The following is a 26,654-nucleotide window of genomic DNA, read 5'->3' on the forward strand; positions in this document are numbered from 1 at the left end:
ATACTTATGCTTGGTAAGCGTAAGAAGATTTGAAAGATTTCATGGCTTCGGTCAATGCTTTTTCGCTTTCGTCAGACATTGCGCCTGATGCATTAATCGCTTCCAGAACCTCAGGATGTTGCGTACGTACGAAACTCAAGAATTCTGCTTCGAAAGCCAAGGCTTTGGATACCGGAACATCTGCGTAAGAACCGTTGTTGATCGCCCACAAAGTCAATGCCATTTCGGCAGTGTTCAATGTGCTGAATTGTTTTTGTTTCATCAATTCAGTAACCACTTCACCGTGTTGCAGCTGTTTGCGTGTTGCTTCGTCCAAATCGGAAGCAAATTGCGAGAACGCCGCCAATTCACGGTACTGTGCCAACGCCAAACGGATACCGCCACCCAGTTTTTTGATGACTTTGGTTTGTGCTGCACCACCCACGCGCGATACGGAAATACCGGCATTGATTGCAGGACGGATACCGGCGTTGAATAAGTCGGTTTCCAAGAAGATTTGGCCATCTGTAATCGAAATTACGTTGGTTGGTACGAATGCGGATACGTCACCGGCTTGGGTTTCAATAATTGGCAACGCAGTCAGAGAACCGGTTTTGCCTTTTACTTCGCCATTGGTCAGTTTTTCAACTTCGTTTTCGCTGACGCGAGCTGCACGTTCCAACAGACGGGAGTGCAGGTAGAATACGTCGCCAGGATATGCTTCACGACCAGGTGGACGGCGCAACAGCAGGGAAATTTGACGGTATGCAACGGCTTGTTTAGACAAGTCATCGTATACGATCAGTGCATCTTCACCGCGGTCACGGAAGAATTCACCCATGGTACAACCGGAGTAAGGAGCGATGTATTGCAGTGCAGCGGCTTCAGAAGCAGTTGCAGCAACCACGATAGTATGTTCCATCGCACCATGCTCTTCCAATTTGCGTACTACGTTGGCAATAGAAGATGCTTTTTGACCGATAGCCACATAAATACAGATAACGCCTGTACCTTTTTGGTTAACGATGGCATCCAGTGCTACGGCAGTTTTACCGGTTTGACGGTCACCAATGATCAACTCACGTTGGCCACGACCAACCGGAACCATAGAGTCAATAGCCTTCAGGCCGGTTTGCATTGGTTGGTCAACCGATTTACGCGCAATCACGCCTGGTGCAATTTTTTCGATTGGAGCAGTCAATGTTGTGTTGATTGGACCTTTACCATCGATAGGACGACCCAATGCATCAACCACGCGGCCAACCAGTTCGCGACCGATCGGCACTTCCAAAATACGGCCGGTACAGGTAACTGTATCGCCTTCTTTAATGTGTTCGTACTCACCCAACACTACGGCACCGACGGAGTCACGCTCCAAGTTCATGGCTAGACCGAAAGTGTTACCGGGGAATTCGAGCATCTCACCTTGCATCGCGTCTGACAAGCCATGAATGCGCACAATGCCGTCTGTAACAGAAACAACGGTACCACGGGTACGCACTTCTGCATTGACGGACAGATTTTCGATTTTGGCTTTAATCAAATCGCTAATTTCAGCAGGATTAAGCTGCATGAAAACTCTCCTAATTTGTCATAGTCGCATACAAAGCATTCAGTTTGCCTTGTACGGACAAATCCAAGACCTGATCACCCACTTCTACTTTGATGCCTCCGATTAATTCAGGGGCAACTTTAGCTACCACATCCAATTTGCTGTTGAAGCGTTTTGTCAGGATATCGGTAACATCGGCCAGCTGCTGAGAACTGAGTTCATACGCGCTGTAAATTACTGCCGATTTCGTATTGTTGTGTATCAAGGTCAAATCTTGATATTGGGCATAAATTTCCGGCAATACCAGCAAACGCTTCTGCTCGGCCAAAACGGTAATGAAATTTGCCAATTCGACATTTTTGATACCGACAAGACCTTTGAGCGTTTCTGCTTTTTCGGAAGCTCCCGTTTCCGGTTGCTCGATGAAAGCAATGACTTTCTCATCTTGAACAACCGCTGCGAGTTCTTTCAGTTCGCCCAACCAAGACTCGATTTGGTTTTTTTCCTGAGCCAGACTAAACAATGCTTTCGCATAAGGTCTGGCAATCGTTGCGAACTCTGCCATAAGATTACAGCTCCTGTTTTAAGGTACTGAGCAAATCTGCATGTTTGGAAGCATCAACTTCCTTACGCAAGATAGATTCCGCACCTTTAACAGCCAGTGTAGCAACCTGTTCGCGCAACACTTCGCGCGCACGGTTAACTTCTTGCTCCACATCAGCTTTTGCTTGGGCTGCAATGCGTGCTGCTTCATGAGAAGCTTGCTCTTTGGCTTCTTCTACAATTTTTGCAGCACGTTTTTCGGCGTTGGCAACCATTTCGGTTACCTGATTACGCCCTTCGGCCATAAGTTCTGCAACTTTTTTCTCTGCCTGCTCAAAATCGCTCTTACCGCGTTCGGCAGCAGCCAAGCCCTCGGCGATTTTTGCGGCACGCTCATCCAATGCTTTGGCAATCGGAGGCCATACGAATTTCATCGTAAACCAAACCAAGCCAAAGAAAACCAGGATTTGCGCAAATAAGGTTGCATTAATATTCACGTTACTTAACCTTCGTATCTGGGTTAATCAAACAGACCGTAAGCCTGTATCTGAACGGATCGCTCCGTTTTGATTACGCAGCACCAGTACCAAACGGGTTAACGAAGGCGAACAACAGGGCAATAGCCACACCGATCAAGAAGGCAGCGTCGATCAGACCAGCGATCAAGAACAGTTTGGTTTGCAAAGGACCGATCAGCTCAGGTTGGCGAGCAGAAGATTCCAAGTATTTAGAACCAACCATTGCAATACCGATAGAGGCACCCAATGCGCCCAAAGCAACGATCAAACCACATGCGATAGCAATCAAACCCATTTTTAAACTCCTTAAGATAGTAAAGGTTAAACTACAAAAACAAACTACGAAAAAACTACTTGATTAGTGTGCATCATGCGCTTGTCCGATGTATACGAACGCCAACGCCATGAAAATAAATGCCTGCAAGGTGATAACCAAAATATGGAAAATCGCCCAAGCCAAACCGGCAATCAGATGGAACACAAACAAAATTGGATCCAAAGTTTCGATACTGCCGGTTGATGCCCATGCACCACCCAACAAAGCGATCAGCAGGAACACCAGCTCACCGGCATACATATTACCAAACAACCGCATACCGTGGGATACGGTTTTGGACAAAAACTCTACCAAGTTCAGCAGAAAGTTAGCCGGAGCGAGTATCGGGCCAAAAGGCGCGCTGAACAATTCGTGAATCCAACCGCCAAAGCCTTTGATTTTGATATTGTAATAAATACATACCAACAATACGCCAATTGCCAAAGCCAAAGTCGTATTCAAGTCAGCAGTCGGTACAACGCGCAACAGTGCATGATGATTACCGGTAATGCCTTGCCATGCCACCGGCAGCAAATCAACCGGCAACATATCCATGGCGTTCATCAGGAAAATCCAGACAAACAGGGTCAAACCCAAAGGCGCAACGGCTTTACGCGATTGTTCGTTATGGATAATGCTCTTACACATGTTATCCACGAATTCGAACAGAATTTCAACAGCCGCCTGAAAACGACCGGGCACGCCAGCAGTTGCTTTTTTGGCACCACGCCACAAAAGGAAGCTGCCGATTACGCCTAACAGAACAGCAAAAAAGATTGCATCAAGGTTAATGAACGAAAAATCAGCGATGTTTTTCAGTCCTTGACCCTGAGTAACATCCGACATACTGGTCAAGCTTTGCAAGTGGTGCTTGATGTAGTCGGCAGCGGTCATAGTTTCACCTGCCATAGTGTTTCACTCTCAACAATACTAAAAAAACCAAATGACTGACGCCAAGAAACGCCAATAAAAATGGGTAAAATACCAGTGATCGATGCCATATCGCAAAAACAACCAACATAGATACCAGCGACAGCACTACTTTTAAAACCTCTCCGCCGATAAACATCGAACTTTGCAGATCGGGATTTCGTCGGGAAAACTTTAAAAGTAAAACTGCAACCAGGGTAGGCAAAATATACGAAAATCCTCCCGCCAAAGCAGAGAGGAAGCCGGGGAATCCGGAAAATAACGCACAAACAATTGAAATTATTAACAATACAATCACTTGCAATGGGACTATCTGATTCATTGTACTCCACACCCCAAAACGCAAGGTAAATTAATATAATCAAGAAGTTTGTTAACGTCAAGCAATATGTTAATCTTTGTGAACTTTTCACAGATAAATGATTAACACATATAAAACAAATCTTTGCAGGAACAGAGTTTAACACAAATTACATGTTGCTACACAGATTTTACAGAAGATTTTGATTTGTATTGTAAACATCTGTACGACCAGTCCTTTTATCAAAAATTCAGGCCGTCTGAAAACCTTTTTTCAGACGGCCTGTTTATAAAACTGTTAAAACTCTTGATTAATGCCTAACTGTTTCAGCAAATATTCGAATGTTTCCGGCGTATCAAAATGCAGTACAATTTTGCCTTTTTTCTGATTGCTGGTTTTGACTTCGGCATTGACACCCAAACGCTCGGTCAGGGCATCATTGATACGGCGGATATCCGGGCTGATGGTTTTGGCCGCTTCCGGTTTGGCTTTTTGATGCGCCAACTGGCTGCGGCGCTCTACCTCGCGCACCGACCAACCGTTTTTGACGGCTTTCTGCGCCAACTCCAATTGGTCAACCACATGCAAAGTCAGCAACGCACGAGCATGCCCCATTTCCAGGCGGCGTTGATAAAGCATTTCCTGAACCGGCTCAGGCAGGCTCAACAGGCGCAGGCTGTTGGAGATGGCACTACGGCTTTTACCGACGGCTTTTGCGATGGTTTCATGAGTCAGGCCGAATTCATCGGCAAGACGTTTCAAACCTTGAGCTTCTTCAATCGGATTGAGGTTTTCACGTTGCAGGTTTTCAATCAAACCCATGGCCAACGCGGTTTCGTCGCTAATGGTCTTGATAACGACGGGAATTTCGGTCAAACCAGCCAACTGGGAAGCACGCCAACGGCGTTCGCCGGCAATCAATTCATATTGAGACAGACCACGTTCGCGCACGATAACCGGCTGGATAATGCCTTGCGCTTTAATGGAATCGGCCAATTCCTGCAAAGCTTCATCATCAATTTGCACACGCGCCTGATAGCGGCCGGGCTGAATATCGGCGATGGCAACCGTTGTCAGGCGGTCGCTACTACTGCTGTCCACTGCATTGGAAATCAGCGAATCCAAACCGCGTCCCAATCCACCTTTTGCTTTTGCCATATTGTTTTCCCTTTCAGACGGCCTCATTGTTGAAATGACGTATTCTATCGGATATTGCCGCTTTACGACAATTTGAATCACGATGATTTGACTATTGCCATTTATTTACGGAGCGAAACCGCAAACATGCCCCTTAAAGCGTTACTCAAACGGATTTCTTCCGCATTTTCCAATATAGCGCGCGTGATATGGGTTTCCTTGATTGTATCCGCACCTAAATATAGCTGCGGCTGCCTCAATACCGCTTGGCGCATTACCCCGTTCAAAATATCCAAATCCAAAGACGGCGTGAGCCATTGTCCTTGATATTTGACGAACACATTGCTTCTTCCACCCTCTAACAACAGGCTGTCTGAATTGAAAAACAGGCTATCAAATGCGCCCTGCCCTTCTGCCGTTTTCCATGCTTGGTCAAACATTTCACGGCGCGTGGTTTTGAAACGGCGTAGATAATCGCGTTGGTTTAATGTGTGTTCACTCAGGATGACGTATTGTTGCCCATCCAATTCAGAAACAGCCGCATGGCTCAATGCAAGGCCGTCTGAAAACAAAGCGGCTTTGACTCTAAATAATCCACTTGGCAACGCATCTATATAGTGTTGGATTTGCTCTGCCGCATTTTGAGGCCAAGGCAGGTTGAGTGCTTGTGCCGAGCTATTCAGACGGCCTAAGTGCAAATCAAGCAAACGACATTGTTTGTCTTCCACGCGCATGGTTTCAAAAATACCGAAATCAGGCCGCAAGTTATTGAGAAAACGCGCCTTCCAACCGCACTCGCGATATTCAGCTTCAGGATCGCTATCAATCACAATCCCCGAACCGACACCATAAACACCTTGATAAAGGCCGTCTGAAACCGGTTTCAGAGATAAGGTACGAATCACAACATTAAATACGCCTTCAAATCCCAAACCCGTATCACACGGATGTAAAAAGCCGATGCTGCCTGTGTACAAACCGCGCGGTTCGGATTCAAGAGACTCAATAATCTGCATACTCATTCGTTTGGGCGCGCCGGTAATACTGCCGCACGGGAATGCTGCACAGAAAATATCGGCAACCGAAACATCAGGCAGCACCTGCGCCTCGATGGCACTGGTCATCTGCCAAACGCTGCCGAAACGGGAAACTTTAAACGGTTCAGGCACGCGTACTTTGCCCGTTTGCGCGATTTTGCCGAGGTCGTTGCGCAACAAATCGACAATCATCACATTTTCGGCGCGATTTTTCGGGTCGTTTTGCAATTCAACGGCACGGCGTTCATCTTGTCCATCATGAAGAATCGGCGCAGTGCCTTTCATCGGCTCGGTTGTGATCAGGCCGTCTGAATCGATTTTGAGGAAAAGTTCGGGAGAAAAACACAAAGTCCACGCGTCCTGCCCTGCCCCGTCGGGCAGACAAGACAAAACGGCATACGGCACAGGCTGGCGCAAACGGCGGTAAAGCTGGATCGGATTGCCGTAAGTTTGTAGGTGCAGGCGTGCGGTGTAATTGATTTGATAGGTGTCTCCGCGGCGGATAGCTTCGTGGATTTGACGGATATGCTCGAGATAATCGGCTTCGGATACGGAGAATCGGGGAGTGGAGATGCCTGCCTCAAGGCCGTCTGAATGATTGGACAGCCAGCTTTCGGCATCGATTTCGGAACAATCGGCAAACCAGTGCAAACGCAAATTGCCACTGCGCGCGGATGAAATATCCATCAATGACAATCCGAATTCGTAGTCTGCAAACAACACTGCATGCAGACCTTTTTTCCAACCGGCTTGCAAAATACTTGTTAACGAATCCAGTTCGTTATGATAAAACCGATGGCTTTCTACATGATTTTGATAGAGTTTTGCTCGGCCGCTCACGGCATCGTCAAACAGGGCGAAATAAGGCATGATTGCTGTACAAATAGGCTGATTATACGCTGCTTTTACATAAGTTAGCAGACAAATTCAAAAAAAGCACTCGAATGTAATTTTATGTAGTCGAACGAAGTATAAAAGGGTAGAATCAAACCATACCACACCATATCATTTAAAACTTAATCGATAAGGAGACTTTATGGCAGACCACCAATTAGAACCGTTCGAGAATGTTGAACTGGGCGAGAAACAAGACCAGCTGCAAGTATTCGAAAAGGCTGTTTTGGAACACGAAGGACGCGGCACTGACGAAGATTCGAGCAGCGCACCGCTTCCTGCCAACTACCCGTACAAACAACGTATGCGCCGCTCTGTTTACGAAAAAGAAAAACAGAAGCTGCAAATCGAATTGTTGAAAGTACAAAGCTGGGTTAAAGATTCCGGTCAGCGTATCGTCAGCCTGTTTGAAGGCCGCGACGCAGCCGGTAAAGGCGGTACCATCAAACGCTTTATGGAACACCTGAATCCGCGTGGCGCGCGCGTGGTTGCTTTGGAGAAACCAACCACTACCGAACGCGGCCAATGGTATTTCCAACGCTACATCCAAAACCTGCCGACCGCGGGCGAAATGGTATTCTTCGACCGCTCATGGTACAACCGTGCCGGCGTAGAACGCGTTATGGGCTTCTGCGAACCTAACGAATATCTGCTCTTCATGCGTCAAACCCCTGAATTGGAACGTATGCTTGTTGCCAGCGGCATCCACCTGTTCAAATTCTGGTTCTCCGTATCCCGTGAAGAACAACTCCGCCGCTTCATCTCCCGTCGTGACGACCCCCTGAAACACTGGAAACTATCCCCTGTGGATATCCAGTCACTCGACCGCTGGGACGACTACACCGAAGCCAAAAACGCCATGTTCTTCCACACCCATACCGGCGACGCGCCTTGGGTCATCATCCGCTCCGACGACAAAAAACGTGCACGTTTGAACTGTATCCGCTACTTCCTGCACCAGCTGGACTATCCGGGCAAAGACGTGAAAGCCATCGGCAAAGTGGACGATAAAATTGTTTTGATTCCCGACACACGTTACAAAGAAAAAACCGTAGACATCGGACACGATTAATTCTTAAAGCACAAAAGGCCGTCTGAAATTTCATCTTTCAGACGGCCTTTTCTTAATCCTTGCGATTCCAGTAAGTTTTTTGTGCGAATACCAATTTATTGTCAGTGAATTTCACACTGTCCAAATTCAATGCCCAAACATCGCTTTTCATCACTCTGGCAGCAGGATGCGCTTTGTAATACAAAGACTGCGCCGCTTTCAGATCCGCTTCATCCTCAATCAAAGTGGCAGTCGCCGCAAACTGAATGCCGCTGATTTTTGCGATGCTGTCAGGTTGTCCGGCAATAGTGCCGGCTACTTTGGCAGAACGGCTCATCATTCCGCCATGCTTCGTTTTCAAAGATGTCAGCACAATCAAGCGGGCATTCGCCTCATCAAACACATAAAAACAGCAAGCCGCCCAAACTTCGCCCTCTTCCGCAGCAGCAATACTGACGACATGATGATTACTCAAAAACTTCACTATATTGGCAGGAATCGTTTGCATGGTTTTTATCTTCCTTCTCAGTCGTAACTTATACTCAGGCCGTCTGAAACATCAGCCCTGCCATCGCGGCACATTGTTTTGAATGATACCGAACAAGTCCAAAGCATGAGAGACGCTGTGTGTAATCATATCTTCGATGGATTCAGGCTTCTGATATAAAGCCGGAACGGGAGGAAACACAATGCCGCCCATCTCTGTCACGCGACGCATGTTTTCAATGTGCGCCAAGTTTAACGGCGCTTCACGCACCATCAACACCAGCTTGCGCCGCTCTTTCAACGTTACATCCGCCGCACGGCTGAGCAAATTATCGGCAAATCCATGAGCAACCGAAGCCAAGGTTTTCATTGAACACGGCGCAATCAACATCCCATCCGTCAAAAACGATCCACTGGCAATACTTGCCCCGACATTACGGACGGAATGCACGACATCCGCCAAAGCATAAACGTCTTCTTTGGTGTAATCCGTTTCCAAAGCGCGGGTCATCTCCGCCCCTTGCGAAACCACCAAATGCGTTTCTACCTGATGCTCACGCAAAAGCTGCAAAGCCTTCACGCCATACTGAAAACCGCTGGCACCGCTGATGCCGACAACCAAACGCTTCATTGTATTTCCCTGTCTCAACCTAAAGGTAAATGAAAGGCAGATTCTCAAGACGAAAAAATAACCGCTAAAAAGCGGTTAGATTTTCTAATGTGGTGCCGACAGCGAGATTTGAACTCGCACAGCCTACGGCCACTACCCCCTCAAGATAGCGTGTCTACCAATTCCACCATGTCGGCATAAATCAAATTGTCTTACTGCTGCTGAGGATTCGGTGCAACAGGAGTTGTATTGTTTTGTGCAGGCGTTGCAGGCTTAGGAGCTTGCTGGGTCTGCTTCACATCGCTGAAGTCTAAACCGTGCTTACTGGAGTGGGTGTGAATATACACCATCGCCATGCAGGTCGCAAAGAAAAATGTTGCGGCAATAGCAGTTGAGCGGCTCAAGAAGTTGGCATTACCGGCAGAACCGAATACGCCTTGCGCGCTACCGCTGCCGGAACCGAACGTTGCGCCGGCATCCGCGCCTTTACCGTGTTGCAACAATACTAACACGATTACGGCTAAAGCGGAAATAATATTAATGATCCAGATAAGGGTTTTAAAGGCTTCCATATGTTTTCTACGAGGCTTGTGCTGCGTTGATGATGGCGGTAAAGGAGTCATATGATAATGACGCGCCACCAACCAATGCGCCGTCTACATGAGGTACTGCGAAGATGTCGGCCGCGTTATCCGCTTTCACACTTCCGCCGTAAAGAACGCGGATTTTAACATCGCTTCCGCACAAAGACAAGATTTCTTTGTAGATAAATGCGTGCATATCGGCGATTTGTTCGACGGTGGCAACTTTGCCTGTACCGATCGCCCAAACCGGCTCGTAGGCAACGGCAATGTTTTGGGTGTTCAAACCTTGCAGGATGGAAAGCTGGTGGGCAATGACTTCGTGTTCTTTACCGGCTTCGCGTTCTTCCAAGCTTTCGCCGACGCACAACAATGGAATCAGGCCGACGTTGAGGACGTTTTCCATTTTGCGGCGTTGGATTTCGTTTTTCTCGCCGAAATAAAGGCTGCGCTCGGAGTGGCCGATAAGGACGATGTCTGTACCGATGTCGGCAAGCATTTCGGCGGACACTTCGCCGGTGTACGCGCCGTTATTCGGGAAACGGCTCACGTCTTGCGCACAGGTCAAGATGCGGTTGTTCAAAACAATCTGCATGGCGTTGTGCAGTTGCAACAGATAAACGGTCGGAGCGGCCAGGCCGATTAACACGCGTTCTGCGGTTGGCATGATACGGAAGCGGTGCATAAGCGCATTGTTGTTTTGGAGTCGGCCGTTCATTTTCCAGTTGCCGATAACCCATTTTTGATCCCACATTCCGATTTGGTGATACATCTTTATTGCTCCGTGTGTTGGTTGTTGCTTGCTGTAGCGTCGTGTAATGTGAAAGTTTAGTGGATATATGTGCGCTTGGCAATTATTAACGAGCCTCTGGGCCGTCTGAAAGATGGCACACTCTCCGACAAGGATTTATAATGTATGCTTCGATAAAATTAAGAATTGAACGGAGCACAAATATGGACTTTGAAAAAGCGCGTTTCAATATGGTTGAACAGCAGATTCGTCCGTGGGATGTCTTGGACTTCGACATTTTGGATGCTTTGGAGGAGATCGAGCGCGAACATTTTGTCGGCGAGGCTTTTCAAGGTTTGGCCTATGCGGATATGGAGCTGCCGCTGACCAACGGCCATAAGATGTTGGAACCCAAAGTCGTTGCCCGCCTGGCTCAAGGTTTGAAACTGAAAAAAGACGAAACCGTCTTAGAAATCGGTACAGGCTCAGGCTATGCAACCGCCCTGCTGTCCAAACTGGCCGGCAAAGTCATTACCGATGACATCGATGCCGAGCAGCAGCAACGCGCCAAAAAAGTTTTGGACGAATTAGGCTTTGCCAACGTTGATTATGTGCAAAACAACGGCCTGACCGAAGCATCGCAAGGCGCTCCTTTTGATGCGATTTATGTAGGCGGCGCAGTAGACAGCGTACCTGAAATTCTGAAAGAGCAATTGAAAGACGGCGGCCGTATGGTGGTTATCGTCGGCCGCAAACCGGTACAACGCGCGCTTTTGCTGACGCGCAACGGCAATGAGTTTTCCGAAAAAGTATTGTTCGACACCGTCGTGGCACACTTGGAAGACAAATCGGCCAATCCGTTCGGCGATTTCGATTTTTAAACAACAGGCCGTCTGAAAGTTCAGACGGCCTCATACTTTTACACCCTACCCTATGACCGACATCATCCAACTCTCGCCCACTGAATTGAAACAATGGCAGGACGAAGGCCGCGCATTTCATCTGCTCGACGTCCGCACCGATGAAGAACGCGCCATCTGCACCCTGCCCGCCGCCATTCATATCCCGATGAACCTCATCCCCCTGCGCCAAAACGAGCTGCCCGACGACGATTTGCCCATCGTCGTTTACTGCCACCACGGCATCCGAAGCCTGCACACGGCAATGTATTTGGAAGATGCCGGATTTGAAAACCTCTACAACCTGCAAGGCGGTATTGATGCTTGGGCAATGCAGGTGGACAGCAAAATGATGCGATATTAAATTGATTTTTAAACAAAAGGCCGTCTGAAACTGGATTTCAGACGGCCTTTGCGATTATTTCACAAACCGTGCATCTGCCATAAACGGCCGTGTAGCCGCCGGTTTAGCGGAATAGAAGCGGGAGAAAGTGCTATCGATTTTAGTCTGTATCGGCTTACCGTCCAATGTTGCCGATGCTTCCAATTTCACACCACCGCCACTGGTTTCGCCCAATTTCATATTTGGCAACGTCAGTTTGGCAATATTGAGTTTCACATTTTCCACTTTGGTATCTGGAGACATCAGCTGTTTGCCGACGGGGCGGATTTTCTCATCTTTGTCGTGCGGAGCAACACCACCGTTGTCGTCAACCACGCCGATATTAATTAATCGGGCAGACGCCAAATCCATCTTGCCGTTTTTAACCGGAATACCGACAAACAGTTTTACACCTCGATGAATAAACGTATTGTCCCGCCACTGAGTTTGGCCCTCTTTCGGCGGTTTGGTTTCTGCCGCCACCGAATAAGTGCGGCCCATAATCATCAATTTATAACCCGGAATTTTATTCGAACCCAATCCGTCGGTAATGTCTTCGACCAGTTGCGGCGCAGTCAGGGTTTCGTTTGCCAAAATACGGGCTGAAGTTTCTGACAGATGGGCAGGCTTGCCGTCTATGATCAATGCCTGTTCATGGCCGAAATCAGACGCAAATGCAGGTACGGCAGCCAGTGCGGCGGCCAATGCCAGAATACGGATAGTTTTCATTGCAGACTCCTGATAAAAATGTAATTGGGTTGATTACCCGATAAAATCCGGGCGATATTGATAGGAATCGGTATTTTTATACAAATGATACAGATTATCAAGAATATTTAGCTTTCGAAATAAAAAAGGCCGTCTGAAAACCAAGTTTCAGACGGCCTTTTAATCTACTTAAAACCTTCTATCAGTCTTTGAAGCGTTTGAATACCAATGTGCCGTTGGTACCGCCAAAGCCGAAGGAATTGGAGATGGCAACGTCGATTTTCGCGTCACGCGCTTCGTTGGCACAGTAGTCCAGATCGCAACCGGCTTCAACGTCTTGTTCAAAGATGTTGATGGTCGGTGGAGATTTTTGCTCGTGTACCGCCAACACGCTGTACAACGCTTCCACGCCGCCGGCTGCGCCAAGCAAGTGGCCGGTCATGGATTTGGTGGAGTTAACGATGACTTTGCGCGCATGATCGCCCAAAGCGCGTTTGATGGCTTTGGTTTCGTTGGCATCGCCCAAAGGAGTCGATGTACCGTGTGCGTTGACGTAATCAACGTCTTCAGGATTCAGGCCGGCATCTTTCAGGGCGCGGGTAACCGCCAATGCAGGGCCTTCTTCATTAGGCGCGGTAATGTGGTAGGCATCGGAGCTCATGCCGAAGCCGACAATTTCGGCGTAAATTTTCGCGCCGCGTTTTTTCGCGTGTTCCAATTCTTCCAACACCAGCACGCCAGCGCCTTCGCCAATGACGAAACCGTCACGGCCTTTGTCCCACGGACGGGAAGCGGTGGCAGGATCATCGTTGCGGGTGGAAAGTGCCTTCATGGCGGCGAAACCGCCAACGCCCAAAGTGCTGATCGCGCCTTCTGCACCGCCGGCAATCATCACGTCTGCGTCGCCGTATTTAATCAGTCGTGCAGAGTCGCCGATAGAATGCGCGCCGGTCGTACAGGCAGACACCATGCCGTAGCTCGGGCCGCGGTAGCCTTTGAGGATGGTCACGTGGCCGGAGATCAGGTTAATCAGCGAGCCTGGAATAAAGAAAGGATTGATTTTGCGCGCGCCGCCTTCGATAACGGCTTTGCCGGTCGCTTCGATGCTGGGCAGGCCGCCGATACCGGAGCCGATGTTGACACCGACGCGGTCTTTGTCGAGGGTTTCCAAATCGTCCAAGCCTGAATCATTGATGGCTTGCAGGGCGGCGGCAATACCGTAGTGGATGAACACGTCCATACGGCGCGCTTCTTTCGCGCTGATGTATTGGCCGATGTCGAAATCGCGCACTTCGCCGGCGATTTGGCTGTTGATGTCGGATGCGTCAAAGCGGGTAATTCGTCCGATGCCGCTTTTGCCTGCGAGCAGATTGCTCCATGCGGTGGCGACGTCGTTGCCGACCGGTGATACTTGGCCAAGACCTGTGATGACTACTCTTCTCTGACTCATGATAATCTCGCTGTTGGTTGTCGGGATTTTCGCGGCAGCCTTGCTCTTTTTCTTCGTGAAAACGGGCAAAACTCATGCCGTCTGAAATTTCAGGGGTTTAATAATAAGGTAAAAGCCTCTATTGCGATGGCGCAGCAGAGGCTGGATGTTTGGTGCGACCGATTAGCCTTGGTGGGCGTTGATGTAGTCGATAGCCAATTGTACGGTAGTGATTTTTTCAGCGTCTTCGTCAGGGATTTCGCAGCCAAAAGCTTCTTCCAAAGCCATCACCAGTTCTACGGTGTCCAGAGAGTCAGCACCCAAATCGTCTTGGAAAGAAGATTCGTTTTTCACTTCGGCTTCGTTTACGCCCAGTTGTTCAGCAACAATTTTTTTAACTTGTTGTTCGATGTTTGACATGTCAGTCGTTCCTTTTCGCCTTACGGCAGGTTGTTTAAGAGAAATAATTCGTCGGTATTGTACCGAATTCGGATAGAGTTTTCCATCTAATCCTACATTTTAGCACAGATTATTCTGGAAAAACCTGTTGTTGCGCATATTAGCATAGGCTGATTTTAACCTACAAGCAGGAATTTGTTTTTCTTTGGTATCAATAAGTTAAGAAGCGGAAAGGTCGTCTGAAAACTGATTTCCCTGTTTTCAGACGACCTTTTATTCAATCAAGGCAGATTTGGGATAACCCAAGTAGCGTGGGCTTTGCCCACGAAATCCACCATCCAACAACTAAATCCGACAACAGTCACATAGACTTTCATTTTGGCATTCATCTCGTGGGTAAAGCCCACGTTACGGCTTGCTGTAACGGCAACTTTGCCCTTCCTTCATCTAACGGAGGAAAAGTTTGCGGACGTATGCTAATATATTGTAAATTGCGGGAAGTGTGCCTGTCAGATTTAGCCGTAATGGCAAGGCATTATTTCATTACTCAAAAATTCTTTATGAATTAGATGTTTAAAATAAACTATTAAAACTTTAGGATACGCATATGCAAGATCAGGAAGAAAGTAAAAATCAGGAAATACAAGAAAAGCAGAAACAAGAAGACAATGGTGCCATGACCAAACTGCAAGATGTATTCAACCTTGCACATGACCAAGCTCATCCTGACAAAATCGATGCTGCCATCCGTGCCAATACGCGGGTATCTGGACCTAACATGTGGGTATTAATGTTTGCCATTGCCGTGGCGAGTATCGGTTTGAATGTAAACAGCACGGCAGTAGTGATCGGGGCGATGTTGATTTCCCCGTTAATGGGGCCGATCGTCGGTATGGGTTACGGTGCCGCGGTAGGCGATACTGCACTGATCCGCCAAGCAGCACGCAATATTATTGTGTTCATCGTCATCAGTTTGGTTACCGCTACACTGTATTTCCTGCTAACCCCGTTGAAAGAGGCACAAAGCGAGCTTTTGGCACGTACCCAGCCAACCCTATGGGACGTGTTAATTGCCTTCTTCGGCGGTAGTGCAGGCATTGTGGCATTAACGCGCAAAGAAGGAGGCAATGCCATCCCGGGTGTGGCAATTGCCACTGCACTGATGCCTCCTCTGTGCACGGCGGGCTATGGACTAGCACACGGTAACTGGCACTATTTTTTCGGTGCTTTTTATCTGTTTGCCATCAACTGCGTGTTCATCGCTTTTTCCACCCTACTGTTTTCCAAACTACTTAAGCTGCCGCGCAGGGGGCTGGTAAGTGAGACCAAACGCAGACTACACCGTATTATTATCACAGCCGTAGTGTTGACAGTGATGATTCCGAGCGGATATATGGCATCAAGACTGGTGCGTCAGGAAATCTTCAACACCAGAGCCAATGCTGCCATTGCCACTGCGAAGCAACAGGAAGGTTTTTTCGTACTGCGTAAGATGTTGAACTATAGAGAAAATAAAGTCGATCTGATTGTCAATGGAACGGGCAATGCCGAGAAAATTTCCGCCTTGCTGGTGAAAAGCCTTGAAGCGTCAGGTGTGAAAGCGCCGAAGGTAAACGTGGTTTATGCGGGAGGGGACGATGCCAAAATCGAAGAATTGCTGGCAAGCCAAAACAACTCGGTTCAGCAGCAAAATGATCTGAAAGAGCAGCAGGCCTACATCGATACCGTGCTTGCGGGCAAAACTGCCGATACCGCCGGTGCTGACGATGCTGCGGTACTTAAGGAATTAAAAGCCCAATATCCGGAAGCGGAAAAAATCGTTGTCGGACGCGGCTTGGCTTGGGATAAAGCGCAAACAACGCCTGTTTCCGAACAGTCTGAAAGCCAAAAAAACGCAGAACCGAAGACAGATACATATGACGATATCGTCGTTGTCTCTCTCGAATTGGAGCAGCCACTACCTGCCAAAGATTACGAGCGGATACAGGCGTGGTTACGCCAGCGTTATGAGGGTAAGGTAGTGCGCATATTGCAAACGCACAAGTCTCAGACAGATAAACCGTCTAACGAATAATCGCCTTCAGGCTTTATCCATTTCCGAGAAATCATTGATTGTTCCTAGTACACCAAATCCGCCTCAAACACGCCTCTCAAGGCGTTGGAGAGGCGGATTTTTTTCTGCGCGTTCGAGCATGTCGCGGGTGATGTGCGTTTCGATGACGGTGTCCGCGCCCAAGTAGGTTTGCAGCTGCTGCAACACGGCTTGGCGCATGATGCCGTTGAGGATATCCAAATCCAGAGACGGGGTGAGACGGGTGTTTTTGTGCATGTTCATGTTTCAGTATTCTCCTGGAAATACTGTAAACAACGCTACTAGTTTCTACAGCATCGAATTGATAACGGTTCGCCCACACCGGCAAGGTTTTCTGCACCAAGGACGAGTTTGAGTTTCTCAAAGTCGATTTGGTCTTCGCAAAAGACTTCGGGAAAGATTTGTTTGAGTTTTAATATATTGTTTTGTTTGAAATTATTTTCTAAATCGTGTATAATTTTTCGGTTCGGTTGCCATAATTGCGTCTTCCATCAATGATCACTTACAAAGTGTCCATTTTATCGGGATATGTTGAAAGTTAAAAGAAAAGAAGGCCGTCTGAAAAACTTTAATATTCGTTTTTCAGACGGCCTTCTTTTCACTTGCCGAAACAAGAGTATTTTGTTTCTCAACTTTACAAAACGGTCAGTCCTGCTGCTTGCTTCTACCCTAAAAACTCTTTCAAAAACAGCAAGACGCAGGCGAGTTCGTCGGCGGATTCTCGTTGCGTGCCGTTGCCGGTATGGCCGCCGCCGTCAGGCGAGTAGAGCCAAGATTGCGGCGAGGTTTCGCGCAGTTTGGCGTAGAACTTGAGCGCGTGGGCAGGATGGACGCGGTCGTCGCTGAGACTGGTGGTAATGAGCGCAGGCGGATAATCGATGCCGTCTGAAAGATTGTGATACGGCGACAATTCGCCCAGCCAGCGTTTGCAGACTTCGTATTTCTGCGGGTTGCCGTATTCGTCCGTCCAGCTTGCGCCGGCGGAGAGCAGCGGATAGCGGATCATGTCGGTCAGCGGCACTTCGCACACCAGCGCGCCTATGCTTTGCGGTTCGCGCACGAAGGCGGCGGCGGTAATCAGGCCGCCGTTGCTGCCGCCCTGCAAACCTATGTGTTCGGGCGAACTCATGCCGCGTTCGGACAAATCACGCACGACGGCCAGCAAATCATCGACGCTTTTGTGTTTGCTGATTCCCTGCGCCGCCTGATGCCAGCGCGGGCCGAACTCGCCGCCGCCGCGGATGTTTGCCAATACAAAGGCATTGCCCTCTTCCAGCCAATATTTGCCGACGCTACCGAGATAATGCGGCAATTCGGGAATGCCGAAACCGCCGTAGGCATAAACCAAGGTCGGCGTGTCGGGCGTGGCGTTTTTACCGACGTGGAAATAAGGAATGCGCTCGCCGTCGGCTGAAGTCGTCCAAAACTGCTGCACGTTGATGCCGTCTGAATCGAACTGCTGCGGCTGGCGGCGCATGACGGTCAGTTCCATCACGTTCAAATCCAGCGCAAACAGCGTCAGCGGCGTGGTGAAATCGCTGGCGGCAAGGTAAACCACGTCGCCACCCCACGGTTGGTCGGTCATTTCCAACGCACCCGAAGGCAGGCGCGGCAGTTCGACTTCCTGCCATTTGCCGTCGGTAAAGCGCCATGCTTTCAGACGGCCTTGTACGTTCTCCAACAGGCTCGCCACGACAAAACGCTTGGTCGTTTCCACGCTTTCCAATGCCTGCGTTTCATCGGGCGCAAACAAAAGCTGCGCCGCGCCCAATTTGCCGCGGTTTAATTTTACTGCCACCAGCGCACCACTCGGATAGCTTTGGTTCGCGCGGTTCCAGTCCTTCCGCAGCGTCAGCAAAAGATGTCCGGCCAGATAGCCAACCACGTCGCAATCGTTGGGCAGGTTTAACGGTTTCGCCTCGCCTTCGGCTGAGACCTGCAAATAGGTTTTGGTGTAAAAACCGTCCGATGCTTCAATCAAATCAATCGGCGAACCCTGCGGATCGAGATAACGCCACGCGTTCACCATCATGCCGTCTTCGGCAATTTGATACACCGGCAGGCTTTCCTCGAAACTTTTGCCCCGTTCCACCAGCCACACTTCGCGCGGATAGCCCGATTCGGTCAACTGGCGTTCGTCCCAAGCCGGACACACCCACACGCTGTTTTCATCGCGCCACGACACATGGTTTTTGCCTGCCGGAAAGTGAAAACCACCTTCTACCAACTCCCCTGCTTCCAAATCCACTTCCAGCGTGTACGCGGTATCGCCGCCCGATTTGCTCAGTGTTAACAACGCGCGGTTGGGCTGTTCCACCAAGTGCGACACGCCGCCCAAATACACATCGTCGCCGAGCAATTCGTCGAAGTCCGCCACCGAAAACAGGATTTTCCACTCGGGATAGCCGGAACGGTACGTCGCCGCGGTACATACGCGGTACACGCCCTTCGGATATTCTGCGTCCTGATGGAAATGGTACATCCGCGCGCGGTGTTCCTGACAAAATGGAATCTGCCGCGTGTCCTGCAACTGCGCCAAAATGCCGTCGGACAATGCGCGCGCTTTGTCGTTTTCTAAAAAACGCGCACGCGTTTCGGCATGCGCCGCGGCGGCAAAATCTTGCGTTTCGGGAGATTCGAGGTTTTCAAAATGGAGATAGGAATCGGGGTAAGATTTCATAGGAAAAGGCCGTCTGAAAGATTGGGAAACGGAATTATAACGGCAAAATCAAAAAAGGCCGTCTGAAACCTGCGTTTCAGACGGCCTGAGACATTATTCAATTTAACGTCCGTATATTTTCCACAAACCTTCCTGCAAACCAAACGCAGGCTTGCCGTCTTGCGGCTGGGTGCGGACATAGCTGCCGTCAGGCTGCATCAGCCAAGCCTGGGTATTGTCTTCCAAGGCCATTTCCAAACCTTCGCGGATCACGCGTTCTTTGAGTTCGGGCGTGGTAATCGGCGTGGCGACCTCAATGCGGCGGAAGAAGTTGCGACCCATCCAGTCGGCGCTGGAGATAAAGGTATCGTCTGCGCCGTTGTTATGGAAGCAATACACGCGCGAGTGTTCGAGTTGGCGACCGATAATGGAGCGGACGCGGATGTTTTCGGACAAGCCTTTTACACCTGGGCGCAAAGTACACATACCGCGCACAATCAGGTCGATTTGCACGCCTGCTGCGCTGGCTTGATACAGCGCATCAATTACACTCGGCTCGATGAGTGAGTTCATCTTGGCGGTAATCCGCGCCGGTTTGCCGGCTTTGGCGTGTTCGGTTTCCTGCTTGATGCGGTCGATGACCATTTTGTGCAGGGTAAACGGGCTTTGATAGAGCTTGTTCAGACGGCCCGGCTTGCCCAAACCTGTGATTTCCATAAACAAAGTGTTCACATCGGCAGTGATTTGGTCGTCGGCGGTGATGATGCCGAAGTCGGTGTAGATGCGCGATGTGCCTTGGTGGTAGTTGCCGGTACCTAGGTGTGCATAACGCTTGAGCACACGGTCTTCGCGGCGGATAACCAAAGCCATTTTGGCGTGAACTTTGTAGCCGAATACGCCGTACACGACGTGCGCGCCCGCCTCTTCCAGCTGTTTCGCCCAGTTGACGTTGTTGGCTTCGTCAAAACGCGCCATCAGTTCGACCACGACGGTAACTTGCTTGCCCGCCAGTGCGGCCTTCATCAATGCGCGCACAAGCTCAGAATTGCTGCCGGTACGGTAGATAGTCATTTTGACGGCCAACACATCCGGATCGGCCGCTGCCTCGCGTATCATTTGGACAACCGGATCGAAAGACTGATACGGGTGGTGCAGCAAAATCGGTGACTGTTTGACCAATTTGAACACGGAGCCGTTTTTGCGCAAGGCTTTCAGACGGCCTGCATTGCGCGGCGGAAACTTCAAATCCGGCCTGTCCACCAAATCGGGAACGGCATTGAGGCGCACCAAATTGACCGGGCCTTTGACCTGATACAGCTCGGCAGAAGTCAGCTTGAACTGGGCAAGCAGAAAGTCGTGAATATGCGCCGGACAAGTGTCTGCTACTTCCAAGCGCACGCCGTCGCCGTATTCGCGGTCGTGCAATTCGTTTTGAATCGCGGCACGCAGGTTTTTCAAATCTTCTTCATCGAACGTCAAATCGCTGTCGCGCGTGAGACGGAACTGATGGCAGTCTTTCACCTTCATGCCGGGAAAGAGTTTGCCGACATGGGCGTGCAAAATCGAAGACAAGAACACAAAGCCTGCATCGCCGCCGCAAATTTCAGACGGCATGGGGACGACGCGCGGCAAAATGCGCGGAGCCTGCACAATCGCCATACCAGACGGCCGGCCGAACGCATCCGTGCCTTCGAGTTCGACGGCGAAGTTGAGCGATTTATTTAACGGGCGAGGAAACGGGTGTGACGGATCAAGGCCGATGGGCGTGAGAATGGGCAACAGCTCATTGTCGAAATAGTTTTCGATCCATTTTTTCTGCGCGGCCGTCCATTTGTGGCGGCGATAGAAATGAATGCCAGCGCGGCTGAGTGCAGGCTGCAATACTTTGTTAAACAGGTCGTACTGCTCGCGGATCAGAGCCTGCGCCTCTTTCGCCACCGCTTCGATGGTTTCGGCCGCGGTTTTTCCGTTGTCGAGCGGCTGATGCGGACGCAGTTTGTTTTCGCGTTTCAACCACGCCATGCGGACTTCAAAAAATTCGTCCAAATTGGAAGACACGATGCACAAAAAACGCAAACGCTCCAACAAAGGAACTTTCGTATCCTGCGCCTGAGCCAGTACACGGCGGTTAAACGCCAACAGGCTGAGTTCTCGGCAAAGAATGCGTTTTTGCTCGGGCATGGTTCACTCCTGAAACATCGGTCATTAAGACTATCAAGTATAACGTTTTGCCGCCGTTCCGTCAGGTTTCAGACGGCCTTGACAGAAAACCTTATCCCTATTTGAGGCAAGTCAAAGGGTTATCCGTTGTTTTCTATGCCGAAACAGCGGTTTTTGCTATAATGCGCAGTTTAATGCAACCGCAATACCACTGCTAAAGGATAAGAAAATGGGCTTTTTGCAAGGCAAAAAAATTCTGATTACCGGCATGATCTCCGAGCGTTCCATCGCTTACGGCATCGCCAAAGCCTGCCGCGAACAAGGCGCGGAATTGGCATTTACTTATGTTGTCGACAAACTGGAAGAGCGCGTCCGTAAAATGGCGGCCGAACTCGGCTCCGAACTCGTGTTCCGCTGCGACGTTGCCAGCGACGACGAAATCAACCAAGTTTTCGTTGACTTGGGCAAACACTGGGACGGCCTCGACGGTTTGGTGCACGCCATCGCGTTTGCCCCGAAAGAAGCTTTGAGCGGCGACTTCCTCGACAGCATTAGCCGCGAAGCATTCAACACCGCTCACGAAATCTCCGCATACAGCCTGCCTGCGCTGGCCAAAGCCGCACGTCCGATGATGCAGGGCCGCAACGCCGCAATCGTTGCCCTGAGCTATTTGGGCGCCGTTCGTGCCATTCCTAACTACAACGTTATGGGCATGGCCAAAGCCAGCCTCGAAGCCGGCATCCGCTTCACTGCTGCCTGCCTGGGCAAAGAAGGCATCCGCTGCAACGGCATCTCCGCAGGCCCGATCAAAACCCTGGCCGCTTCCGGCATCGCCGATCTCAGCAAACTCTTAGGCCACGTCGCTTCCCACAACCCACTGGGCCGCAACGTTACCACTGAAGAAGTCGGCAACACCGCCGCCTTCCTCTTGTCCGACCTCGCTTCCGGCATCACCGGCGAGATTACCTACGTTGACGGCGGTTACAGCATCAATGCGCTGAATGACGAAGAGAACTAAACAGTTTTTACACAAAACGCACTTTCATCATGAAAGTGCGTTTTTTATGACTATTACATTATGGCTTGAATAACTGCATAACCAAAAAGGCCGTCTGAAAGTCAAATACGGATACGAAACATTGCCTTTACAGGCTTTCAATGATTATATTTTCAACATTATTATATTATCATTCTACCTCAATTTGAAATTCCGATAGAACATTGATTCTAAAGATAACATTCATGTTATCTAATACTTAGCCGCTGATAAAAAGTGGTGTAAAAAAGTAACAGAAAAATTTCAGACGGCCTGTTTTTCATACAGAAGGCATAGAAGCAGGACATTTTTGGTATAAAATACAAAATTTAACATTATTGAATTTTTCTTAACTAATAAAGCGTTAAGATGCCTGCCGATTTATTGAATCACATCTGATTTTGACTCAAACACATACAGGAGATTAATTATGTCAATCGCTTCAGAATTTAAAGAATTTATTATGCGTGGCAACGTTGTCGACCTCGCAGTCGGTATGGTTGTCGGTACAGCATTCAGCGGCATCGTCAAATCATTGGTTGACGATGTAATCATGCCTCCTATCGGTCTGCTGATCGGCGGCGTTGATTTCTCCAACCTGTTCATTACCCTGAAAGACGGCGCACAAGCCGCTCCTGCTGAAGGTTACGCCAACCTGGCGGCCGCTCAAGCAGCCGGTGCCGTTACCCTGAACATCGGTCTGTTCATCAACACTGTGATCAGCTTCCTGATCGTTGCCGCTGCCATCTTCTGCGTGGTTAAAGCCATCAACTCCTTGAAAAAAGCCGACGCTCCTGCTGAAGAAGCACCAGCAGAGCCTAGCGAAGAAGTTCTGTTGTTACGCGAAATCCGTGACTCTCTGAACAAAAAATAATCACAATACCTAAACATACACACACAAACCAAGGCTGTCTGAAACCATTTCAGACAGCCTTTTTTCATACCGATCTATTTATCGTCAAGCCCTTCCCATCGAAAGAATCACACTCCTCCCTTTCTCAGCAAGCTATCCTGCTTTTTTAACCATGAAGCAACGCTCATGGCAAACACAAAGAAAATGAGCAGCACAATTCCTTGCCAATAAAAAAGCCCGATGCGTTCAACATCGGGCTTTTAACTGGAAAACCAATCTTAATCTTTGCGTGTTTCCACCAAAATCATTTCGACTGCTACGTCTTCCACTTCTACTTTAGGCACATCCGAACGGCGTGTTTTAGCGACCGGTTCAGGTTGTGGCTGCGCGGCAAAAGCGGCAACAGCTTGCGGATCGGTTTCAACGAAGATCAAATCGCCCAAGCTCTCAGGCACAACGATTGCAACAGGCGCTGCTTGAGCTACGGCTTCAGCTGGTGTGGCAACAGTTTCGTCTGGTACTTCAACCGGTGCAACAGTAGCCGTTTCATTCGGAGACAATACTGCAGAAATGGCTTCTTTGACGTTGCTGACTGCAGAAGCAAGCAGGGCTTGTTCGGCATCTACGCCTTCAGTTTGCGCTACGGCAGGCTCGTCTTCGCTTTCAATCGCAAATACGAATGGCTCTGCGCTGGTCACTTCAGGCTCGGATACTACAATCACCAGTGGCTCGGCATGATCATCTTCCTGCGGCAAAGGTACATTTTCAGCTTCAACCGTTTCGTTCAAACCTAAAACATGCGCTACAGCAAAGAGGACTTTGTCGGCGGTGTCGGTAATGTTCAGGTATTGCTCGATTTTTGCTGAAGACGGAATATTGCGTTTTTTGCTGTTGGAACGGCGGTCGTTGCGATTGTTGCGCTGACGGTTGTTGCAGTCTCGTCCTTGACGGCCATTGTTTTTCACGCCCTCTTCGTTGCGGGCGTTGTCGTCCGCTTCGACTTGCGCCTGTTTGCCATCGGCTTGAACGTTCACGTCCTCAACACGGTTTTCCGCAGATTGATTACGGTTGCGCTCGTTGCGACTGTTGTTGCGGCGGCGTTTATTGCCGTTTTGTTCCGCTTGGTTTTCAGACGGCATCTCAGCCAGTGCAGCCACTTCTTGAACGTTTACGTCCTCAACCACTTCCTCAACACGGTTGCGCTCATTGTTGCGATCATCGCGGCGGTTGTTACGGTTGCGGTTGCGGCGGGTGTCTTTACGCTCGTCATTGCGGCTTTCGTTTGATTTGTTTTCTTCAAACTTGCTGTCGGCAGCTTCGGCATTCACTTCGCGCACTTCGACTTTACTGCCGTCATGTTTGTTGTTGCGGCGTGGATTTTGACGGCGGCTGTTTGAACGGCGGTTGCTGTTTTGGTTGCGGTTGTTTGCCGTACGTTTTTCAACAGGCTCTTGAGCAACTGCGGCAGGTGCAGGCTCGCCGCCGAAAATGCGTTTCAACCAAGCTTTGAAGCTGTCCCACCAAGAGGCTTTTTTCTCAGGGGCGACAGTCGGTGCAGGCTGGGTATGGCGTACGCCTTTGACAGCTGGCTCAGGACGGGAAGCTTTGGCTTTTTCGCTGCCGAAAGGTTTGGCGGATTCGTCTTCTTCCGGCTCGGCGACGCGTTTGTAGCTCGGTTCGCCGTCTTCTTCTACGTCATCAATGCGGATGCGGTTGATTTCGTAGTGCGGATTTTCCAAGTGGATGTTTGGAATCAGGACGACGTTGACATCCAAACGCTCTTCCATCGCAAACAGCTCGGCGCGTTTTTCGTTCAACAGGAAGGTGGCAACATCGACAGGCACTTGTGCGTGTACTTCGCCGGTGTTGTCTTTCATCGCTTCTTCTTGAATAATGCGCAAAACGTGCAGGGCGGTGGATTCGATGCCGCGGATAACGCCGGTACCGGCACAGCGCGGACACGCAACATGGCTGCTTTCGCCCAGAGCCGGTTTCAAACGTTGACGGCTCAATTCCAAAAGGCCGAAACGCGAAAGTTTGCCCATTTGCACGCGTGCGCGGTCTTTTTTGAGCGCGTCGCGCAGGACGTTTTCAACATCGCGTTGGTGTTTCGGATTTTCCATGTCGATGAAGTCGATGACGACCAAACCGCCCAAGTCGCGCAGGCGCATTTGACGGGCGACCTCTTCGGCGGCTTCCATATTGGTTTTGAACGCGGTGTCTTCAATGTCAGAGCCGCGTGTGGCACGCGCAGAGTTGACGTCGATGGAAACCAGGGCTTCGGTGTGGTCGATCACAATCGCGCCGCCGGAAGGCAGGCTGACGCTGCGTGAGAACGCACTTTCGATTTGGTGTTCGATTTGGAAACGGGAGAACAGCGGCGTGTGGTCTTGATAGAGTTTCAGACGGCCTACATTGCTCGGCATGACATAGCTCATGAACTCGGCAACTTGGTCATAAACTTCTTGATTATCCACCAGAATCTCGCCGATGTCGGGACGGAAATAGTCGCGAATCGCACGAATCAGCAACGAGCTTTCCATAAAGAGCAGGTAAGGATCGTGGTGTGCTTTGCCTGCTTCTTCAATGGCTTGCCAGAGTTGTTTGAGGTAGTTCAAGTCCCATTCCAACTCTTCCGCGCTGCGGCCGATGCCGGCAGTACGGGCAATGATGCTCATGCCGTTTGGAATATCGAGTTCGGCCATAGCGGCTTTCAACTCTTGGCGCTCTTCGCCTTCGATACGGCGGGATACGCCGCCGCCGCGCGGGTTGTTCGGCATCAATACCAAATAGCGGCCGGCCAGGCTGATGAAAGTGGTCAGCGCCGCGCCTTTGTTGCCGCGCTCGTCTTTTTCGACTTGGACGATGACTTCCATGCCCTCTTTGAGCACGTCCTGAATACGCGCCCTGCCGCCTTCGTAGTCGCGGAAATATGAACGCGATACTTCCTTAAACGGCAAAAAGCCGTGGCGGTCGGTTCCGTAATCGACGAAACACGCTTCCAGCGACGGCTCAATGCGGGTAATGATACCTTTGTAGATATTGCCTTTACGCTGTTCTTTGCCCAGCGTTTCGATGTCCAAGTCCAAAAGGTTTTGGCCATCGACAATGGCAACGCGCAGCTCTTCGGCCTGCGTTGCGTTGAATAACATTCTTTTCATAGTCACCTCGTGAACAGCGGCCGTTTGATTTGTGAATATCTTTTTCAGACGGCCTGTCTGTCCGGTTGGCACTCTTCAAAGGCAAGATGGGAAAATCCCCGTGTAACCAGTATTTGATTTGAAATCCGCAAGGTTGCATGCTTGAACTCAAGCCATGTGCGGACGGATTCGGATAAAGAAGGAAATAAAGAACAATGCGGCGGAAAGGTTG

General features: G+C 49.7%; 25 protein-coding genes, 1 tRNA gene and 1 pseudogene. 6 read left to right on the forward strand and 21 right to left on the reverse strand.

Going from position 1 to position 26,654, the window contains the following annotated elements:
* Positions 1-4: 4 nt before the first annotated feature.
* The 8 genes from atpA to ACTHS8_RS05260 form a co-directional block, all read right to left on the reverse strand.
* Entirely contained in the window at positions 5-1,552 is a 1,548-nt protein-coding gene (atpA, locus tag ACTHS8_RS05225; protein WP_003676111.1) for a F0F1 ATP synthase subunit alpha, read from the reverse strand.
* A gap of 10 nt (positions 1,553-1,562) precedes the next feature.
* Positions 1,563-2,096, reverse strand: a complete 534-nt coding sequence (locus tag ACTHS8_RS05230) for a F0F1 ATP synthase subunit delta (RefSeq protein WP_004519004.1) — start codon at positions 2,094-2,096, stop codon at positions 1,563-1,565.
* Between the two features lie 4 nt (positions 2,097-2,100).
* Positions 2,101-2,571, reverse strand: a complete 471-nt coding sequence (locus ACTHS8_RS05235; protein ID WP_004464459.1) for a F0F1 ATP synthase subunit B — start codon at positions 2,569-2,571, stop codon at positions 2,101-2,103.
* Between the two features lie 73 nt (positions 2,572-2,644).
* Positions 2,645-2,887 carry a F0F1 ATP synthase subunit C gene (gene atpE, locus ACTHS8_RS05240; RefSeq protein ID WP_003708448.1) on the reverse strand — a complete coding sequence of 81 codons (243 nt, stop codon included), beginning with the start codon at positions 2,885-2,887 and terminating at the stop codon, positions 2,645-2,647.
* A gap of 63 nt (positions 2,888-2,950) precedes the next feature.
* Entirely contained in the window at positions 2,951-3,817 is an 867-nt protein-coding gene (atpB, locus tag ACTHS8_RS05245) for a F0F1 ATP synthase subunit A (RefSeq protein ID WP_440373177.1), read from the reverse strand.
* A complete protein-coding gene (locus ACTHS8_RS05250) occupies positions 3,807-4,160 on the reverse strand; it encodes an ATP synthase subunit I (RefSeq protein WP_440373178.1) in 354 nt (117 codons plus the stop codon). The genes atpB and ACTHS8_RS05250 overlap by 11 nt, the downstream gene beginning before the upstream one ends.
* A 276-nt stretch (positions 4,161-4,436) precedes the next feature.
* Positions 4,437-5,297 (reverse strand): ParB/RepB/Spo0J family partition protein, encoded by an 861-nt coding sequence (locus ACTHS8_RS05255; protein WP_039863743.1) that lies wholly within the window; start codon positions 5,295-5,297, stop codon positions 4,437-4,439.
* A gap of 101 nt (positions 5,298-5,398) precedes the next feature.
* Complete coding sequence (locus tag ACTHS8_RS05260; protein WP_440373179.1) at positions 5,399-7,183, reverse strand: chorismate-binding protein; 1,785 nt, start codon at positions 7,181-7,183, stop codon at positions 5,399-5,401.
* 166 nt (positions 7,184-7,349) lie between these two features.
* On the opposite strand from ACTHS8_RS05260, the gene ppk2 reads away from it, so the two are divergent.
* Positions 7,350-8,279: a polyphosphate kinase 2 gene (ppk2, locus tag ACTHS8_RS05265; RefSeq protein ID WP_036492084.1), complete on the forward strand. Its 930-nt coding sequence runs from the start codon at positions 7,350-7,352 to the stop codon at positions 8,277-8,279.
* A gap of 52 nt (positions 8,280-8,331) precedes the next feature.
* Here ppk2 and ACTHS8_RS05270 read toward each other — a convergent pair whose 3' ends face one another.
* The 5 genes from ACTHS8_RS05270 to tpiA form a co-directional block, all read right to left on the reverse strand.
* On the reverse strand, positions 8,332-8,766 hold the full coding sequence (locus ACTHS8_RS05270) for a hypothetical protein (protein WP_440373180.1): 435 nt from the start codon (positions 8,764-8,766) through the stop codon (positions 8,332-8,334).
* A 51-nt stretch (positions 8,767-8,817) separates the two neighbouring features.
* On the reverse strand, positions 8,818-9,375 hold the full coding sequence (locus ACTHS8_RS05275; RefSeq protein ID WP_063076774.1) for a UbiX family flavin prenyltransferase: 558 nt from the start codon (positions 9,373-9,375) through the stop codon (positions 8,818-8,820).
* A gap of 90 nt (positions 9,376-9,465) precedes the next feature.
* Positions 9,466-9,551: transfer RNA gene (locus tag ACTHS8_RS05280), tRNA-Leu, on the reverse strand.
* 15 nt (positions 9,552-9,566) lie between these two features.
* Positions 9,567-9,926 (reverse strand): preprotein translocase subunit SecG, encoded by a 360-nt coding sequence (secG, locus tag ACTHS8_RS05285; RefSeq protein WP_003683944.1) that lies wholly within the window; start codon positions 9,924-9,926, stop codon positions 9,567-9,569.
* 7 nt (positions 9,927-9,933) lie between these two features.
* A complete protein-coding gene (tpiA, locus tag ACTHS8_RS05290; RefSeq protein ID WP_063076773.1) occupies positions 9,934-10,707 on the reverse strand; it encodes a triose-phosphate isomerase in 774 nt (257 codons plus the stop codon).
* Positions 10,708-10,889: 182 nt separating this feature from the next.
* Between tpiA and ACTHS8_RS05295 the strand changes: the two genes are divergently transcribed.
* Both ACTHS8_RS05295 and ACTHS8_RS05300 read left to right on the forward strand, forming a co-directional pair.
* Entirely contained in the window at positions 10,890-11,546 is a 657-nt protein-coding gene (locus ACTHS8_RS05295; RefSeq protein WP_063076772.1) for a protein-L-isoaspartate O-methyltransferase family protein, read from the forward strand.
* Positions 11,547-11,598: 52 nt separating this feature from the next.
* Complete coding sequence (locus ACTHS8_RS05300; protein WP_003679997.1) at positions 11,599-11,928, forward strand: rhodanese-like domain-containing protein; 330 nt, start codon at positions 11,599-11,601, stop codon at positions 11,926-11,928.
* A 54-nt stretch (positions 11,929-11,982) separates the two neighbouring features.
* On the opposite strand, the gene ACTHS8_RS05305 is transcribed toward ACTHS8_RS05300, so the two are convergent.
* From ACTHS8_RS05305 to ACTHS8_RS05320, 4 genes are all read right to left on the reverse strand, one after another.
* The gene (locus ACTHS8_RS05305) at positions 11,983-12,675 is read right to left on the reverse strand and encodes a hypothetical protein (RefSeq protein ID WP_440373181.1); all 693 of its coding nucleotides are present in this window, start codon (positions 12,673-12,675) and stop codon (positions 11,983-11,985) included.
* A 181-nt stretch (positions 12,676-12,856) separates the two neighbouring features.
* Positions 12,857-14,104 carry a beta-ketoacyl-ACP synthase II gene (gene fabF / locus ACTHS8_RS05310; protein ID WP_039861923.1) on the reverse strand — a complete coding sequence of 416 codons (1,248 nt, stop codon included), beginning with the start codon at positions 14,102-14,104 and terminating at the stop codon, positions 12,857-12,859.
* A gap of 162 nt (positions 14,105-14,266) precedes the next feature.
* A complete protein-coding gene (acpP, locus tag ACTHS8_RS05315; protein ID WP_003679644.1) occupies positions 14,267-14,503 on the reverse strand; it encodes an acyl carrier protein in 237 nt (78 codons plus the stop codon).
* A 260-nt stretch (positions 14,504-14,763) separates the two neighbouring features.
* Positions 14,764-14,889: a hypothetical protein gene (locus tag ACTHS8_RS05320; RefSeq protein WP_265511057.1), complete on the reverse strand. Its 126-nt coding sequence runs from the start codon at positions 14,887-14,889 to the stop codon at positions 14,764-14,766.
* A 200-nt stretch (positions 14,890-15,089) separates the two neighbouring features.
* Here ACTHS8_RS05320 and ACTHS8_RS05325 point away from each other — a divergent pair, with 200 nt between their 5' ends.
* A complete protein-coding gene (locus ACTHS8_RS05325) occupies positions 15,090-16,556 on the forward strand; it encodes a TIGR00341 family protein (protein ID WP_440373182.1) in 1,467 nt (488 codons plus the stop codon).
* Positions 16,557-16,600: 44 nt separating this feature from the next.
* On the opposite strand, the pseudogene ACTHS8_RS05330 reads toward ACTHS8_RS05325, so the two are convergent.
* From ACTHS8_RS05330 to ppk1, 3 genes and pseudogenes are all read right to left on the reverse strand, one after another.
* Positions 16,601-16,793, reverse strand: a pseudogene (locus tag ACTHS8_RS05330) (aminotransferase class IV); the annotation flags it as partial.
* Between the two features lie 445 nt (positions 16,794-17,238).
* On the reverse strand, positions 17,239-19,254 hold the full coding sequence (locus tag ACTHS8_RS05335; RefSeq protein ID WP_440373183.1) for a prolyl oligopeptidase family serine peptidase: 2,016 nt from the start codon (positions 19,252-19,254) through the stop codon (positions 17,239-17,241).
* Positions 19,255-19,356: 102 nt separating this feature from the next.
* Positions 19,357-21,414, reverse strand: coding sequence for a polyphosphate kinase 1 (gene ppk1, locus ACTHS8_RS05340; protein ID WP_440373184.1), 2,058 nt, complete (start codon positions 21,412-21,414; stop codon positions 19,357-19,359).
* 208 nt (positions 21,415-21,622) lie between these two features.
* On the opposite strand from ppk1, the gene fabI reads away from it, so the two are divergent.
* Together fabI and mscL are read left to right on the forward strand one after the other, a co-directional pair.
* Positions 21,623-22,411: an enoyl-ACP reductase FabI gene (fabI, locus tag ACTHS8_RS05345; protein WP_049335828.1), complete on the forward strand. Its 789-nt coding sequence runs from the start codon at positions 21,623-21,625 to the stop codon at positions 22,409-22,411.
* 448 nt (positions 22,412-22,859) lie between these two features.
* Positions 22,860-23,303, forward strand: coding sequence for a large conductance mechanosensitive channel protein MscL (mscL, locus tag ACTHS8_RS05350; protein ID WP_440366576.1), 444 nt, complete (start codon positions 22,860-22,862; stop codon positions 23,301-23,303).
* A 257-nt stretch (positions 23,304-23,560) separates the two neighbouring features.
* Here the strand turns inward: mscL and ACTHS8_RS05355 are convergent, their stop codons facing one another.
* Positions 23,561-26,443: an Rne/Rng family ribonuclease gene (locus ACTHS8_RS05355; protein WP_254324346.1), complete on the reverse strand. Its 2,883-nt coding sequence runs from the start codon at positions 26,441-26,443 to the stop codon at positions 23,561-23,563.
* Positions 26,444-26,654: the final 211 nt, after the last annotated feature.

It is taken from the genome of Neisseria sp. P0016.S008, from assembly GCF_051957775.1.
GTDB classification, from domain to species: domain Bacteria; phylum Pseudomonadota; class Gammaproteobacteria; order Burkholderiales; family Neisseriaceae; genus Neisseria; species Neisseria flavescens_B.